The sequence below is a fragment of the Paenibacillus aurantiacus genome (assembly GCF_042431225.1).
GTDB classification, from domain to species: domain Bacteria; phylum Bacillota; class Bacilli; order Paenibacillales; family Paenibacillaceae; genus Paenibacillus_Z; species Paenibacillus_Z aurantiacus.
Genome location: NZ_JBHMDO010000047.1, coordinates 224,273 through 240,763, shown reverse-complemented (window position 1 = coordinate 240,763; position 16,491 = coordinate 224,273). Strand labels below are relative to the sequence as shown.

17 protein-coding genes are annotated in these 16,491 nt (G+C 52.6%); all 17 read left to right on the top strand.

Annotation, left to right across the window (positions count from 1 at the left end; genetic code table 11):
- Nucleotides 1–7: 7 nt before the first annotated feature.
- On the top strand, nucleotides 8–592 hold the full coding sequence (locus ACFFSY_RS29285) for a sigma-70 family RNA polymerase sigma factor (protein WP_377500886.1): 585 nt from the start codon (nucleotides 8–10) through the stop codon (nucleotides 590–592).
- A 230-nt stretch (nucleotides 593–822) separates the two neighbouring features.
- The gene (locus ACFFSY_RS29280; protein ID WP_377500885.1) at nucleotides 823–1,494 is read left to right on the top strand and encodes a sigma-70 family RNA polymerase sigma factor; all 672 of its coding nucleotides are present in this window, start codon (nucleotides 823–825) and stop codon (nucleotides 1,492–1,494) included.
- Nucleotides 1,495–1,516: 22 nt separating this feature from the next.
- The gene (locus ACFFSY_RS29275; protein WP_377500883.1) at nucleotides 1,517–1,747 is read left to right on the top strand and encodes a hypothetical protein; all 231 of its coding nucleotides are present in this window, start codon (nucleotides 1,517–1,519) and stop codon (nucleotides 1,745–1,747) included.
- A gap of 3 nt (nucleotides 1,748–1,750) precedes the next feature.
- Nucleotides 1,751–2,347, top strand: coding sequence for an HNH endonuclease signature motif containing protein (locus tag ACFFSY_RS29270; protein ID WP_377500881.1), 597 nt, complete (start codon nucleotides 1,751–1,753; stop codon nucleotides 2,345–2,347).
- A complete protein-coding gene (locus ACFFSY_RS29265) occupies nucleotides 2,344–3,486 on the top strand; it encodes a DNA-methyltransferase (protein WP_377500878.1) in 1,143 nt (380 codons plus the stop codon). The genes ACFFSY_RS29270 and ACFFSY_RS29265 overlap by 4 nt, the downstream gene beginning before the upstream one ends.
- Nucleotides 3,483–4,007 (top strand): hypothetical protein, encoded by a 525-nt coding sequence (locus ACFFSY_RS29260; protein WP_377500876.1) that lies wholly within the window; start codon nucleotides 3,483–3,485, stop codon nucleotides 4,005–4,007. Before ACFFSY_RS29265 ends, ACFFSY_RS29260 begins: the two co-directional genes overlap by 4 nt.
- Nucleotides 3,988–4,404, top strand: coding sequence for a hypothetical protein (locus ACFFSY_RS29255; RefSeq protein ID WP_377500875.1), 417 nt, complete (start codon nucleotides 3,988–3,990; stop codon nucleotides 4,402–4,404). Before ACFFSY_RS29260 ends, ACFFSY_RS29255 begins: the two co-directional genes overlap by 20 nt.
- A gap of 2 nt (nucleotides 4,405–4,406) precedes the next feature.
- A complete protein-coding gene (locus tag ACFFSY_RS29250) occupies nucleotides 4,407–4,646 on the top strand; it encodes a hypothetical protein (protein WP_377500873.1) in 240 nt (79 codons plus the stop codon).
- Between the two features lie 433 nt (nucleotides 4,647–5,079).
- On the top strand, nucleotides 5,080–5,316 hold the full coding sequence (locus ACFFSY_RS29245; protein ID WP_377500871.1) for a zinc-finger domain-containing protein: 237 nt from the start codon (nucleotides 5,080–5,082) through the stop codon (nucleotides 5,314–5,316).
- Nucleotides 5,300–5,632: a hypothetical protein gene (locus ACFFSY_RS29240; protein ID WP_377500869.1), complete on the top strand. Its 333-nt coding sequence runs from the start codon at nucleotides 5,300–5,302 to the stop codon at nucleotides 5,630–5,632. Before ACFFSY_RS29245 ends, ACFFSY_RS29240 begins: the two co-directional genes overlap by 17 nt.
- A complete protein-coding gene (locus tag ACFFSY_RS29235) occupies nucleotides 5,629–5,973 on the top strand; it encodes an ASCH domain-containing protein (protein ID WP_377500867.1) in 345 nt (114 codons plus the stop codon). Before ACFFSY_RS29240 ends, ACFFSY_RS29235 begins: the two co-directional genes overlap by 4 nt.
- 90 nt (nucleotides 5,974–6,063) lie before the next feature.
- Nucleotides 6,064–6,813, top strand: a complete 750-nt coding sequence (locus ACFFSY_RS29230; protein WP_377500865.1) for a 2-methylcitrate dehydratase — start codon at nucleotides 6,064–6,066, stop codon at nucleotides 6,811–6,813.
- Nucleotides 6,814–6,963: 150 nt separating this feature from the next.
- Entirely contained in the window at nucleotides 6,964–7,443 is a 480-nt protein-coding gene (locus ACFFSY_RS29225) for an ArpU family phage packaging/lysis transcriptional regulator (RefSeq protein WP_377500863.1), read from the top strand.
- Complete coding sequence (locus tag ACFFSY_RS29220) at nucleotides 7,415–7,615, top strand: helix-turn-helix domain-containing protein (RefSeq protein WP_377500861.1); 201 nt, start codon at nucleotides 7,415–7,417, stop codon at nucleotides 7,613–7,615. Before ACFFSY_RS29225 ends, ACFFSY_RS29220 begins: the two co-directional genes overlap by 29 nt.
- A gap of 834 nt (nucleotides 7,616–8,449) precedes the next feature.
- On the top strand, nucleotides 8,450–8,926 hold the full coding sequence (locus tag ACFFSY_RS29215) for a hypothetical protein (protein WP_377500859.1): 477 nt from the start codon (nucleotides 8,450–8,452) through the stop codon (nucleotides 8,924–8,926).
- 783 nt (nucleotides 8,927–9,709) lie between these two features.
- Nucleotides 9,710–10,693: a tRNA dihydrouridine synthase gene (locus ACFFSY_RS29210; RefSeq protein WP_377500857.1), complete on the top strand. Its 984-nt coding sequence runs from the start codon at nucleotides 9,710–9,712 to the stop codon at nucleotides 10,691–10,693.
- A 671-nt stretch (nucleotides 10,694–11,364) separates the two neighbouring features.
- Entirely contained in the window at nucleotides 11,365–16,284 is a 4,920-nt protein-coding gene (locus ACFFSY_RS29205) for an InlB B-repeat-containing protein (protein ID WP_377500855.1), read from the top strand.
- Nucleotides 16,285–16,491 lie beyond the last annotated feature (207 nt).

The window sequence follows — 16,491 nt, the reverse complement described above, 5'->3', positions numbered from 1 at the left end:
CGCACCTATGGGAAAACGGAGAGAGCATACGCCGTTGACCGAGGAGCAGAAGGAACTGATCGAAACTCACATCGATCTGGTGCGGCCAATAGCAATCGGGTTTACCCCGCGAGGCGCAATATGGGGCTATGGATTGGAAGAGCTGATCGCGGAGGGCCGATTGGCGCTGGTGATTGCCGTACAGAACTACAAGCCAGATAACCCGGTACCGTTCGAAGCATATGCACGCTCAAGCATTCGCGGATCAATCAAGAATTTTTTCCGAGACCGGGCGCGTATCATCCGTCTGCCCCGATTAGAGTTGTTAAGGATCAAGGATACAGGCGGGCAAGAGGATTCGATTTTAAGTTTGGAGTACTCTCCAATCGGAGACCCCGAAGTGACGATCGAAACCATCGTCGGAGTAGATATGGATTACTCCATTCATGACGTGAGCGAATTTCTCGATAGGCTATCGCCGGAAGAACAGCAGGTCATCAATTACCGAATGGCCGGGCTGAGCCAGCGTGAGATAGCCCAGCGGATGGAGCTCTCACAGATGACCATCAGCCGTATGATCCAACGGATTGGGAAGAAATATCTGCAGCAGTAGCCGCGGTGCCGCCGTGGAGGGAGTTCTGCTGCCATAAAACAGAACGTCAGTTCTCAATTGGAGGAGCTGAGTATGAAATGGCATCTAGCCACTAGGGAGCAACTCATCATGATCACAAAGGACGAAGGCGCCCAATTAGCACATCGCTTCGATGCGGCTGCTGAGCTGAAACGGCGGGCACGGGCGCCGATGTACATCCGTGTACAGAACAAAGAGAGGAGGGTTTACCGATGACAATCGATCGGACTGCACTTATTACTGATAATTTAAACCTCGTTCACAAGATGGCTCAGAGGTATGCACCTAAGCTCACCATTGACAATTCGGTTTCCTATGACGACGTCTTTAGTGAAGGGTGCTTAGGTTTGGTCAAGGCAGCGAGGGATTATGAACCGGAACGTGGGTTTGCATTTTCAACATATGCGTGCAGGACAATCATGGGGTACATGCTGAGGGCGTTTCAAAGAAAAGGATTCGTCAGCGCTTCGAACCGCACTGTAGAAATTATGGTGACCATAAATAAACGCGAACTACATGATAAAAGCCCGCAAGAGATAGCTGACGCAATTGGTTGCTCGGTAACAGCTGCCGCAAAGGCTAAGCATTACATGGAGCTGAGGGTGTATTCGATCGATCAGTCGGTTGATCCCTATGATGATCGAGCAGCCCCGTTTGAAAATTACTTACCGAGTGGCACCTTCGATGACTCTGGAGTGTTCGTTGAGGAGTTCCTCCAATCGCTTAATACACGGCAGTCCGAAATTGTTCGAAAGCTCATGATCGACCAGACATACCGGGAGATCGGAAAAAGCTACGGGCAGACCTTCCAAAATGTTGGGCGGCATGTAGGTTTGATTCGTCAGGCATATTGCGACTACGAGAAAAAAGCTGCTATCAGCTAAAAGTTGAGGGGAGATGTATCGAATGAAAAATACCTTGGGTGATCTCAATAACCATCTGTTCGCGCAATTAGAACGCCTCTCCGATGAGGAAATGACCGGTGAAAAGCTGGCTGAAGAAATCACTAGGGCGAAGGCGGTAACAAGTGTGGCCTCCCAGATTATCGCGAACGGTACCCTAGTCTTGGACGCGAAGAGGCTTGCCGATGACAGAATGAACGCGAACACGGTAGTGCCGAAAATGCTGGAGGGATGAGGTATGTTCCGGTATTCGAAAGAACAGGCCGGATACATCAGGTCCAATATTGCGGGGCGGTTAATTTCGGAGTTAACATCAGCATTTAATGCTCACTTCGGTGTGGAGCTTAAAGAATCTCAGATTCGGGCTTTTGTTAAAAACAACGGTCTCACGAGCGGGCTTGATTCGCGATTCCAAAAAGGCAGGGAGCCCTTCAACAAAGGCAAAGGGAAGATGTGGGCCGGTGGAGAGGATACCCAGTTTAGAAAAGGGCACACCCCTCATAATTACTTGCCGGTCGGCACAGAAAGAGTCAACGCCGACGATTACGTGGACATCAAGATCGCGGATCCGAATCGTTGGCGTGGGAAGCATTTGATTGTGTGGGAGCAGCATAATAAACGCTCGGTTCCAGCAGGGCATGCGGTGATTTTCGGAGACGGAAACCGGCGGAATTTCGACCCGAATAATCTGATCCTCGTTACACGCGGGCAGCTCGCGATCATGAACAGGCGAGGATTGATCCACAGGGACGCGGATCTCACCCGAACCGGAGTTATTATGGCGGATATTTACAAGAAGATCGGCGAGCGGAAACGAGGGAAGCGGAGCACATGATCATCAATGGCGACTGCCGCATCATAATGCAGCAGCTTGACGCGGAGCAATACTACACCTGCGTGACGTCGCCTCCGTACTGGGGCTTGCGGGATTACGGAGTCCCGGGGTCAGAATGGCCAGAAGTGACATACACGCCGATGCCCGGGCTGCCGCCGGTGACGGTTCCGGCGTGGAATGGCTGCCTCGGACTGGAGCCGACACCTGAGATGTTCGTTGCTCATATGGTTCTGGTCTTCCGGGAGGTGTGGCGGGTGCTTCGGCCGGATGGGACGCTCTGGATGAATTTCGGGGACAGTTATGCCGGAACCGGCAAGAGTGGAGGAGGCTGCCAGGGTGAGAAGTGGAAGACTGCGGGGGCCGCTGCATCAGAAGGAATTGGAACATGGCAACCGCCACCGAGACACCTCAAGAACAAGGATCTGATTGGGATTCCGTGGCGAGTAGCGTTCGCGCTCCAGGCAGACGGCTGGTTTCTCCGCATGGACAACATCTGGAGCAAGCCGAATCCCATGCCCGAGAGCGTGACTGACCGGCCAACCAAGTCCCACGAATACTTCTTCTTGCTCTCGAAGAGCGAGCGCTATTACTACGACGGTGATGCGATACAGGAGCCGATCGCGGCGGCGAGCGTGGCGCGGCTCTCTCAGGACGTCGAAAACCAAGCTGGGTCTGAACGAGCTAATGGCGGCAGCCGCGCAGAACGAGCGATGAAGGCAGTCGGCGGGTCGAAGGGTGCATTCGGACCAGAGCAGTCCCGTCGCCGCAGCGGCAACAAAGAGCGTAAGTACGGAGATGATCGAACGCGGCTGGGGTCGGACATGGGTTCCTCTTTCCCGTGGGAAGGCAGTACGCGTAATAAGCGATCGGTATGGACAGTATCCACGGCCAAGTACAATGAAGCCCATTTCGCCACATTCCCGGAGAAGCTGGTCGAGCCGTGCGTCCTGGCGGGCGCTCCGGTCGGCGGCCGTGTGCTGGACCCTTTCGGCGGCAGCGGCACAACGCTGAAGGTCTCCCTGGAGAACGGCCGGGAATGTACCATCATCGAATTGAACGAGAACTATGCGGCCATCGCAGAGCGACGGACCGCCACAGTCCAGCCGAAGATGCAATTCGGAGGGGAAGTGGAGCCATGAACTCTCACGATTATTACATTACACCTGCTGAATATGAAGCAGCAGCGTTAATCGGTATACGACCAGCTCTCCTAGAGGTCCGGATCAGGACACTCGCTTGGTCGAAACAGCGGGCGATGACCACACCGCCGCATAAAAAGAAGCCACTGAAAGATTGGGTCGAAGTGGCTGAGGCCAACGGTATTTGTTACAGCACTCTGAGGTATCGGGCCAACAGGCTCGGGTGGGATATCGAACGTGCGGCCACTCAGCCGCTACAGGATCGCAAGGCTCAAGCTAAACGAGCTTATGAAGCGAGCCGGAAGTACCCGGTTGAGTTCTACCGTTTGGCCGTTCAAAACGGTATTGAAGAAAGAACCTTTCACCGGCGAATGAAAAACGGTTGGGACCCACACACAGCGGCTACGCGGGCGCCGATTACACCGCGTGAATGTGGGCTGATGACTAAGGCAAAACGAAATACCATGCTGCGGTTCTTCCCGCACAGAAAAGGGGTGCTACATGCACGAACCAGCAATTAACACGACCCAGCTGCGCGATTACGTCGAGAATGGGAAGCCGGTCGGCAGCGAGACCTCCAGGCGATGGTTGCGCTATCTGCTGGGAAAGCTCGACGATCTGCAGGTGATGTACGATGCGCTACTGGCAACGCACGACGGAACGCAGCTGCTTCTGGAAGAAGTTCAAGAACGCTCCATGAAGCGTAGACACGAACTTTCGGACATCAAGCAGCGGCTTGAAGAGGCCGAGAGGCTCAAGCGGGCATACCGGGACGATCGCGATATGTTGCTGACGGTCCTGAAAGACATTGAGGAATTCACCGCTGAAGACGACGTGCTGAAATGGATGCGCTCTGTGATGGCTAAGGTGGAAGGCAGGGACCGGTGCGCATGCTGCACGCGGCCTAAGGAGGGCTGACCATGGCCATGTTCCAGCGCAGCGAGAAGGCCGACCAGCAGTACCGGGCGCGGGTTCGAGCTTGGGACGATCCGCCGGACGTGGATGTCGTAAAGAGTGTCACGGAGACACGCAAGGTCTACGCAAACCTCACGGATGTCGAATTCATCGCCTGGTACGTCAAGAAATATCCGCGGGTGAGCCGGGAGGTCGTGCGGAAGGTGCTCGACCGGGCGAAGGGACAGCACGATACATCTCAATGAATATTGAATGACATGGGAGGGTTTCATGTGGCAGATGGCCAGCATCCGGAATGTCGGAATTGTGATGGCGGGTTTTATCCACGGCGAATAGAAGACGAACTAGTTTGCTCGTCATGCGGGGCAGAGTGGAACCCGATTATGGTCGACGACGACCATGGTGAATAAATACGCCATTCAACTAATCAACGACGCTTTGCGGCGGATTCTGAGCAATGGGCATCACCGAATGGAGGATCTACGACTCTTCGTTTCTCGTAAATCGGAAATGGCTCAACACGGCATCGTCAAGACGAATTATGGCGATCTACGGGTTGAACCGGATACGTACGTCCCGCGCGGATACTCTTTCATCAGGGACGACGTACGTACCACAGGGCTGCCGGCATTCGCCTGGGTTGCGAAGAGAAAGAAAACTTGAAATGAGGTGACGGCCATGGAACGGCTCGATGTGCTGGATGCGATCAGCGACCTACTGGACGGAAAGTGTCGGCAGTGCAAGGAGCGGGCGGCACTCTACCGACAATACGGAGCGAGCTCCTTCGCGAGGATCGACGGCCACTGTAACCGGAACTGCCCGGTCGGCCAGCAGCTTCAGAGCCTTGGCCGTCAGCTGAAGCTTGGGGAACGGAAAATTATCGAGGAGGATGGAGCGCATGACCACTCAGATTAAACCGCAGGCTGTCACTGGCTTGGACATAGTATTTGGCGGCGACGTGAAGAAGCTGCTACCGCCAATGGAGCAGATACCGAAGGGATTTCACGACCACCAAAACAAATGGCATCGACTTGTCGAGCAATGGTTTTTCAAAGGGCTGAAGAAGCTCGATGTTACTCCTCGCGAAGGAATCGAGCGGCGCGCAGCACTCGGACATGTGAAAGCTTGCATGGCATCATGCGATCCGAAGCATGAGCATAAGGTGGCCGGATGCGCGTACTTAATGAGCCAGTTCTTCGAAGACGAGTTCAAATACGAAGTGGCGAAATGAAGGGCTTGATCATAAAGCCGTATTGGGCGGATCTGATTTTGTCCGGACAGAAGACTTGGGAAATCCGAGGCAGCCGGACGCACCAGCGCGGCCGGATCGGCATCATCAAAAGCGGCAGCGGCGAGGTTTGCGGTTCGGTCGATCTGGTTGACTGCATTCCGATTCACGATAATGACGATCCGGATATGCTCATTGCCAACCAGGACAAACATCATGTGCCGTTTGGTGCTATCCCGTATCGCAAACCTTGGGCGTGGGTGCTGGAGAACCCAACGGTCTATACGGACCCGGTACCGTACAAGCATCCTCTAGGTGCAGTGATTTGGGTCAATCTAGAATAAACGAGCACGCAGACGTCTCCGGCGATCTGGCGGCCAACTGCTGTAGTTGAATCGAACGTATGTACCTAAAATCGAGAGGAGCAATTATAAATGTTTGCAAACGTAAAGGCGAAGCTGTTGAAAGTGGATCTGCGCAAAGGGGGCCGGAAGGTCTTCACATTCGAGACCGATGTCCGCATGAGTGCCGGCGAGCTGGATGCCATTGCCGAAATGATCGACCAGGATGTGAACCTCGGCATCGATGCGCAAGTAATCAGCTACCGGATTCAGAAGCTGGCGAAGACGAATGACCCTGTCATCAGCTATAAGGTCGACGATCGCGGCGTGGTCAGCGAGTTCAGAGAGGAAGGCAAACAAGGCGAGATGGATTTGGGCTTACCTCCTGAGAAACATGAAATCGTCGAGGAGGAGCTCGAGATTTCCCGCGAGGTCGTGAACGAATTCATCCTAAGCGGACTTTCGCCGCGGCATGACGATCTGGATTACGACTTCAAGGAAATTCTGGAGAGACATAATTCAGGCGTGAGTTACTTGCGGATCGCGGCGGACCTCGAACTGTCGAGCGGCAGGTTGGCGGAGGTCCTTGAGGAGTACAGCCGTCGAGTGGCGCCGCTCGCTGCCAAGTGGGACGAATGGCGGCAGGGACGGTCTAAGGCGGCTGACGCCGTGATTGAGGAATCGCTCAAATCGCAGGAAGAGACAGCGGCACCAGCAGATGTCGGCCATGAGCCAGATGGAGAGCAGTTGTCGTTGGAGGACGCACCGGATACAACCCAAGGGTCAGAGCACGACGACCCAATGCACGGCGTCGATAACGACCTGCCCGGTCAGGAGAGCTAACCATGCGCCGGCTGAACTGGGGACTGATCGTTGTAGGAGCCTTCAGCGCGATCTGCTGGGGTGCTGCCGGATTGCTGTACTGGTCGACCACATAGAAACACAGCCCCGGTTCGCCGGGGCCTCCCACAAGCAAGGGGGTGTAACCTACCCATGAAATCAATGAGAACACTCTTTGCAGACGTGGACTACTACAGAACTCGTGAAGTAGTCGAGGATGAACTTCAGAAATATATCGTGTACAAGACAACATCGTTTATGCGTCGAGAGGCAAACGTGACAACCTCTTCTGAACCAAGATTTCATGGACCTACCAATTTGACCACCGATTCTACAGGGAATATTGCGGCATACAATGTCGATGAGCCGAAAAGAAGAGAAAAACACGTAGAACGAATCGATGAGGCTGTGGCCAAGCTTCATCCAACTGAAAGGGAAATCATCAGAGAGCGCTACATGAAAGACCCGTACATTCTTGATTATGTTGTCTACGGCACGATATTGGGAATTAGTGAACGAAAGTTCACGAAGCTGCGCGACAATGCAATTTATAACCTCGCGTTCATTTTAGGCGTCGTGGTCTGGAAGGAGGAATCGGTAAGCGATGGCCGAAGAAGCGAACAAGAAAAATAGTCTGGATGATTATCCCGAGGTGTTGGAGGTTCATCACATCAAAGAATACATGGGCATCGGAAAGGATCAGGCATACGAACTTGTTCGTTCCGGCCAGTTCCATGTCGTTAAAGCGGGGAGAAGTTACCGCGTGGCAAGAGAAGTATTTCGTCGATGGTTTCTAGGGGTGTGATGAAGGGCAGGTGCCGAATTAACGGTCCCTGCCCTTTTTGGTGCCGAAAATGGTGCCGGAATTTAAATTCTTAACAAGATTTAGACAGGAGCAACGAGCAACAATATTCCGAGAAAGCCAGTAAATACGGGCTTCTCAAGAAACACCGAGAAATAGGAAGAAGTATCTCCCTTAGCTGGCAGCGATGGGGTCAAAGGTTCGATCCCTCTTGGCTCCCCCAAAATAATACAATCAAGTCCACGATAAAATTTCAGGGACTTTTTTTGGTGATTAGCCTAGGGGGAGATGAACCCCGACGGGTTCGCCCGCGCGCAGGGAGTGAAGTGAGCTCACTTCGAAGGATAACCTCAAACGGACGAGCACGGCGTCTTAATCTACCGCTAAATGTCCTCGGTGAATAGGCTTCGGCCACATACAATCAGGATTCATACATCCCGTTAATGGGATGTCGAGCATATGCGAGGCAATCCCCTAGGCTCCACCATAACTTAGAACCCGCAAACCCTTGATAATCAAGGTTTTTTTGTTTTTATTAACTCGTCCTTCCATCATGAAAAATCCTGGTTTTTGTATATTGGGGACGAAAAAAAAAGGAGTGAACTCAGCCGTAAAATTAGGACATTCTTGGAAACCGTCGAACACGAGGTTGGACCGTTAAGTAAGGAACGGCCGGTTGCCTAGCTGAACGGGCTCGAACAAATAATTCATGACGTCAGAATTGAAGGCCTCTTTAGTTAAATTTGTATGACTGAGCCGTTCGGAGCATTAATAAATTCCTATGATTCGGGGAAAATAGTTGAAAATTGGTAACTGTAAGGAGAGGCATATTCGAACGTGATTATCGTCATCTATGTCGTATTCTCACTGATCTGCATTCACATTTTGATCGGCCTTTCCAGTAAGTTGCCTCTTGTCGTCAACTTTTTATTGTTTATGGCCATTGATGTCGCTTTGACGAACAAACTGATTATCATTGGTTTTAACTACAAGCTCTTTCAAATCAATACTCGGAGTATTCCTCACTTTGTTTCATTGATCCTTCACAATGATTTTACAATTACGTTCGTCTTACTCACATTTGCCAATGTCTTTCTAACTACGAAGAAAAACGGAACACGTATAGCAATATCCGTCTACGGGTTTGCTGCTCAATTGTTCCTTGGCATGACGCTGAGGTGGAATGATGTCCTTACCGATACCGGCTGGACCACTCTAATGGAGTCGACAATGATAATTTTCATTATGGCCTACACCTTAATTCTAGGGAAAGTTTTTCATTACATGGCAGCCAAGGAGCGATGGATACGTTGATGGTGAATATTGTGTATGACCAATACTTTAATGGGAACGAATGGTTCGTCATCACACTGAGCGTGCTTGGAATCGCTGGGATTTGGTTATTTCCTCGACCATTTTCGCCTGTCCAGTTGACCTTTAATATGATGATCGGGGTTACATTAGGATTCATTTTCGATCATACGATCGCAATCCCGCCATTTGACTTATATGATGTCGGGGATCAATCTAAATTTCAACTATTCGATTTGTTCTCCTATATCATGTATGCGCCGTTCGGATATTGGTTTATTTATTGGTACGAGCGGCTGCGCATGTATGAACTATTGACGGTATTTTATGTTCTCCTTTGGACTTTAGCAAGCGTAGGGCTCGAATGGTTAGCCATACAAGTCGGCGTATTCCATTACAAAGATGGATACGAAATCGTGTACTCGTTTCCCATTTACATGTTTGTCTTGAGTCTACATCTTGCCATGTATCGCATGGCATTCTCGCGGTATCGAATGTCGAAGAAAATATACGGAAGCACATCTAAGTGATAGAAGAGATTGTAAATATTTAATCCTTGCCGCTCGGTTTTTTATTTGATTGCCTATGGGGCGATGAACCCCGAACTCTCCCGTCTTTCTTCTGCCTGTTCCCCTGCCCTTTTGTCACGACATGATTCCGTTTATAATAAGGTGGTGATGTCTGTGATTAACCTAACGGATGTTTGAACGAGGTTTCACTGACATAGCGTATGTTACTATTTTCGGGACAACCATTGTTCTGGCAGGTATAGAGGGGTTTTGAAGGATGAAAGAAAATTTTTGGCGTGATTTACCACGACCTTTTTTTGTGCTGGCACCCATGGAAGACGTGACGGATGTTGTTTTTCGCCATGTCGTAAGCGAGGCAGGCAGACCGGATGTGTTTTTTACGGAGTTTGCGAATACGGAGAGTTATTGCCACCCGGAGGGGAACAAAAGCGTACGCGGGCGCTTGACTTTTACCCCGGATGAGCAGCCCATTGTGGCCCATATTTGGGGAGATAAGCCGGAATTTTTCCGTGAAATGAGCATCGGTATGGCGAAAGAAGGCTTCAAAGGCATTGATATTAATATGGGTTGTCCCGTGGCGAATGTAGCCGAGAATGGGAAGGGCAGCGGCCTGATCTGCCGTCCTGGAATCGCAGCGGATATCATTCAGGCCGCCAAAGCCGGGGGACTGCCTGTGAGCGTAAAAACAAGGCTCGGTTTTAGCGAAGTAGACGAATGGCGTGACTGGTTAACCCATATCCTGAAACAAGACATTGTGAATCTGTCCATTCATCTGCGGACAAGAGAAGAAATGAGCAAAGTCAAAGCGCATTGGGAACTGATTCCAGAGATTAAGAAGCTTCGTGATGAGGTGGCGCCAGATACGCTTCTGACCATTAACGGAGATATACCTGACCGTCAGACCGGCTTGCAGCTTGCGGAGCAATACGGTATCGACGGGATTATGATTGGGCGCGGTATTTTTCAAAATCCATATGCGTTCGAGAAACAGCCGAAGGAGCACAGCAGTGCGGAATTGCTTGATCTGCTGCGGCTCCATCTGGATCTGCATGATCAATACTCGGCAGAGATACCGCGTTCGTTTAGCGCGCTAACCCGTTTCTTCAAAATTTATGTCCGTGGGTTTCGAGGGGCAAGCGAACTTCGAAACAGCTTGATGAACGCCAAATCAACAAGCGAAGCGCGGGCATTGCTCAGTGAGTTTGGAAGCAAGGGGCATGATGGGGCGGAGGAGCATTAAAATTACATTCAACGCAACCTGATAAGGGTTGCGTTTTTTTATGTGCTGGAGTGCCTATGTGGAAGCTGAAACCCGATGAGTTCGGCCGCACGCAGGACGCTAGTTTTTTAAATAGGAGACGGGGCTTCGACTTGTCCTGAAACGGTGTAAACCAACTGCTGGAAAAATCTAAAAATGTTCGTAAAGAACTCCTCGCGTGTACTTAAATTTATCCCCCTTGTTGCGTGGTCCTTTATCTTACCTAGGCGCCGGCCGTCCGCTATCGAACGAATAAAACGCATAAGAACAGGTAGGCGCGTAAATTGGGTTAGGTATTCGGATGAAAAGAAGATAGATAATGTTCGGAAAGAGTTTTATTTGTGCATAATAGTCGTCTACACTCGAAACCGATCTCTACCTTGGGATAATTTGAGCGGTGGTATATTTAGGAGGAATTATATTCACCACGGGTTGTGTCTAATGTCGGTGAAGAATTGGGGGCGTCACGATCATGCGGAAGTAATTGAACAGCCTTATTTGAAAGCGATTACATTCAGTTTCTTGCGAAGGCGGGTGATGTACACGGCACAGTATTTAAGTAACATGCGAAGTTCTTCGTGAACGCGTGTTATGCGAGGTTAATTTTTTGCAAATCATCTCTATTTTATCCATAAGGGAGATTGAACTTTTCCATGAAACCAACCTATCGACTGAACCGAAAACGGTTCCTTAGTCTGCTTCTCGCGCTGGTGATGATGACCTCGGTCGTCTTTAACGTGCCGACGGCCCAAGCCGAATCTGCAGCGGATGTGCCGGTAGCGGCGGCGCCCTCCACAGCGAGCAGCGCAACCCCGGATCGCATCCGCGATGGCGTTATCCTGCACGCCTTTGACTGGAATTTAAGTGTCATCGAGCAAAACCTGCAGGCCATCGCGGACGCCGGGTACACGGCGATCCAGACTTCGCCCATCATGGGCAGCGCCTCCGGGACCAACTGGTATTTTGCCTATCAGCCCAGCAACATGATCGCTGGCGGCAACGGCAACCGATACGGCGACAGGGACGCGTTCGTCAGTCTGACCACCGCCGCCAAAGCGCTTGGCATTAAGGTCATCGTCGACGTGGTGCCTAACCACATGGGCAGCACCGCCAATTCGAATGCCCCGTGGAATGACAACACGCATTTCCACAATGTGACCAGCGGCGTTGGTTACAATGACCGTTTTCTTCTGACCCAGCCGAACATGATCAGCGGGCTGAGAGATCTGAACACGCACTCGAAGTTCGTTCAAGATTCCTACATCGCATACTTGAAGGACATGATCGACGCTGGCGCGAGCGGCTTCCGCTATGACGCTATTAAGCATGTTGAGTTGGACGACGACGTGCCTTCCCCAGCGAGCATTGCCGCGGGCGCAACGAATGAGCGATATCCCGATGGGGCGTTCGCAAGCGATTATGTGAAAAATGTGACCGGCGCCGCTAAAGCCTACTTGGAGGCTAACGGCAAGGAGAACTTCCAGTACGGCGAGGTTCTGCAAGGGGGAGACCCGGGCAACGACAGAATGGCCGGCTATGCCAAGTACATCGACATGACGGCTTCTAGATACGGGCATGATGTACGCAGCGTCCTCGAGCTAGGGGACATCGGTCGTCTCGACAAATGGGCGGATTACGCTGCCGAGGGCCTGACCGCAGACCGGCTGGTGCCTTGGGTAGAATCCCACGACACCTACAACAACGAAGGCGAGTCCCTGAGCTTCAGTCCGAAGCAAATCAGACAGGGCTGGGCGATGATTGCCGCCCGCAAGGACGCTTCTCCCCTCTTCTTCGCCCGTAATATCAACGCCGACGGTAGCCAGAGAACGAGCGTACGGACCGCCGACAACGTAGACAATAATCGGCCTCAGTGGAGTCATCCCGAAGTCGTGGCCGTCAACAAGTTCCACAACGCGATGGCGGGAAGGGACGAGAATCTGGTTAGCCTCGGCAATAATGCCGTCATGATCGAGCGTGGCACAACCGCGGACGGCGGCGGCGCGGTGCTGGTCAACACGAGTACGACCGACCGTGTTCTGGGCAGCGTGCCGGTGAAGTTCTTGAAGGACGGCTACTATGTGAACGCGTTGAACCCATCCAACGTCTTCACGGTATCGGGCGGCAGGATCAGCGGGACCCTACCTGGCAACCCCGCGAAAGTATCCAACACCGACACCAACTCGAACCCCGGCCTAGCGGTTCTGATGGACAGGGAGGATGCCAACTCCGCTATTTTGGCCGCTTTGCCGAGCGACGACGATGTGATCGCCGGCAACAGCTTTACCGGCAATCAGCTCCGGCTTCGGATGTCGGCCGTCCATGTAACCAATGCCAGCTATGCCATTAACAACGGCGACGCGGTGAGCTTTGCCCATGACGACATCATCACCGTGAGCGGCAACTACAACGATCCGATCACCGTCACGCTGGTGGGCCAGGCAGCAGAAGGGAAGTGGATCAACAGCGCCTTCACCTACACGAGGGTCGAGCCTGAAGAAGAGGGCGCCCCGCCGGTCGTAGAGCCGACGCACGTCAACGCGTATCTGTCCATCAACCGTAACGCTAGCTTCCAAGGCTGGGCGAGCACGGGGGTATGGGCTTACAGCTTCAACCCCGAGCTTTTTGGCGGATGGCCCGGCGGCAAGATGACGAGAATGAAATATAATGGCGTCGACACCCATTGGTACAAGATTGCAATGCCGCGGGCTGCCGTCGGCGGGATCATATTCAATAACAACGCGGGACAACAAACGAATCAACCGGCAATTACCGCCTCCATGCTCAATAACGAGCAATTATATTTCTATGGCAGCAGCGCATCCAACTTTAACATCAATGGCTCCTCCGATAGCGGCAATACCGCCCGCGCCAACTGGGACACGGCCTTTGCCGCAGGCAATAATATCGGCTTCGAAGCCAGCGGCGTATTCCCTCCGGGGCGCAACGGCGTGATATTCAACACGTCGGGCGGCAGCTCGGTCGCCAATCAATATGTCCGGGAAGGGGACAAAGCGACCCGGCCGACAACAGACCCAACCCGCAGCGGTTATCTGTTCGACGGAAAATGGTACACCGATTCAAGTTTCACGCAGGAGTATAATTTCGATAGCCCCGTGGTCAACACGCTCGGCGACGATCAGATTTACGCGATGACCCTCTACGCCGGATGGATTGAGCTGGAAGCCGACAAATTTCTGGTCGAGTTCAATTCGCAGGGCGGCAGCAAGGTCATGTCCATCCCTAACGTGGTGAGCGGCAGCACGATCACCGAGCCGGCACCGCCTGTCAGGAATGGTTATACGTTCGGGGGATGGTACAAGGATGCGGCCTTCACGAATGCGTGGAACTTTGACGCTGACACCGTGGCGGCGACGACGACGCTCTTCGCCAAGTGGGAGCTTGCATCTTACGCCATCGCCTATAGAGACGGTGCAGACTCCGCCGTCATGCCGGGCAGCGAACCCGCTACCTATACCGTTGAGACGGCGACGTTCGACCTGAGCGACCCGAGCCCGAAGGAAGGGCATACGTTCGACGGCTGGTATACCGACCCGCAATTCCGGCCGAGCGCAAAGCTCACCAGCGTGAAAGTGGGCTCCGTCGGCGATTTGACTCTCTATGCCCGCTTTAAGGCCAATACCTACTCCCTAACGCTGGACCCTCAGAGCGGGTCGGGCGGTACGGCAAGCGTATCGGTCGCCTACGGCGGCAAACTGCCGCTGGGAATCACTCGCCCTGAAAGGGAAGGCTATATTTTCCAAGGATTCTATGCAAGCACGGACGGTAAAGGCCAACAGTATTACAACCGTGACGGCGTTCGAGTATTCGAGGACAGCTGGTCGACTGCCTCCGATCGCATCTACGCGCACTGGATGGCCATAGATGATCCGGACATTGCCACTGTAGCAGCGGCGGCTGCAGCCCTAGAAGTGGGATACGCTGCAGGCAACCATGCAGCTAATGTCACACAGAGCGTGACACTACCAACAACGGGATTAGATGGTGTCGCCATTTCGTGGTCAAGCGACAGCCCTGGAATCATTGGTACAAATGGCGCAGTTGTTCGTCCATCCGCAGGTTCCGCAAACGCCACGGTTACCTTGACTGCAACATTATCGAAAGGGGAAGTAACGGCGACGAAATCCTTTACGGTAACCGTCAAGTCGATGGAAATCGTAGCTATACCTGTTGCAACGATCCATGTTCGCGGTAATGATACGATCACGACAAAAGGCGGCACGCTTCAGCTCTCAGCAGAGGTGCTGCCGGCCAATGCAACGAACAAAGCGGTCACCTGGTCTGTCCTGAACGGAACAGGAAGCGCAACGATCAATGCGTCCGGTCTGTTAACGGCCGTGAGCGACGGCACCGTAACGGCGAAGGCGACGGCAGCCGACGGTTCGGGCATAGCGGGATCGAAGTTGATTACGATTAGCGGCCAGACAACAAGCAATCCAGGGCCATCCAATCCGCCTAGCAATCCAGTACCATCGACGCCAGCGCCAACAGGCGTGACTAAGGATGGAGACAAAGCGATTGTAGAGCTTGGCAGCGGCATCACATCGAAGTCCATTGCGGTACAGGATATTGGCGGACTGTCCCTTCAGGTGAAAGCCGCGAATGCGGTGCTGTCGGTTCATGCGGATACGCTGAAGCAATGGCTGACGCAGGCGGGCAATCCGTCCGGGGCAAGTATTGAAGTAACCGTTGCGCCCGTGGCTGCCGGCGATATCGCGAATGCTCCGGCTGAAGGCGGTCAGGCACGCGTGGAAGCTGCAGGCGCGGTCTACGACATTACGATTAAGCTGAAGCACAACAACCAAGTAACCGACATCAGCCAAGTAAGCGGCGGAGTTGAAGTTGCCTTGCCGTATAACAAGGAGGCTGATCAAGAACTTCTCGGAATCTATTATTACAATGAAGCAGCTAAACAGTGGGAATACGTAGGCGGCCGCGTAGACGCGAGCAAGAATACCGTGACGGTTGCGCTTGAGCATCTGAGCACGTATGCCGTTCTGGCCTACACGAAGTCCTTCACGGATGTGCCTTCGAACCACTGGGCTGCTCGGACGGTGCAAGTGTTAGCCGCGAAGCATATCATTAACGGCACGACCGATACGCTCTTCACGCCGAATGGACCTACAACTCGCGCTGAGTTCACGTCCTTGCTGGTGCGGGCGCTTGGCCTGACGAAAGCGGCAAGCACCGTTCCGTTCGACGATGTGCAAGCGGGTCAATGGTATGCGAATGAAGTCGCGCTCGCTTATGAAGCGGGGATTGTCACAGGCGTGTCGGAGCACAAATTCGACCCTAACGCGATCATCACCCGTGAACAAATGGCGGTCCTGCTCGTTCGCGCCTATGCGTACAAAAACAGTGCAATAACAGCGATGGGTCAAGAAACAACCGATCTCAAGGATGGATCAAGCATCTCCTCGTGGGCTGTAGATGGCGTGAATAAAGCCATCGCCGCAGGACTTCTGCAAGGCAAAGGAAACGGAAATTTCGATCCTGCGTCCGAGGCAAGCCGCGCCGAAACCGCGCAAGCCATTTTGAACTTGATCAAGCGATAAGATGGAATAGAACGATGAAGAGCCTGTTAACCCGTTTAGGCGGGTTGACAGGCTCTTTCAAATGATATATCAACTTCAGATAGATATTTGGTTTTCAAAGTCGGAATGGTGGCTTTCAGGTCACTATACCTAGCCGAAAGCCAAAGCTACTGTCATAAAATATGTTGGATTACGCAATAAAATGACATAACATTTTAATCTAGATAG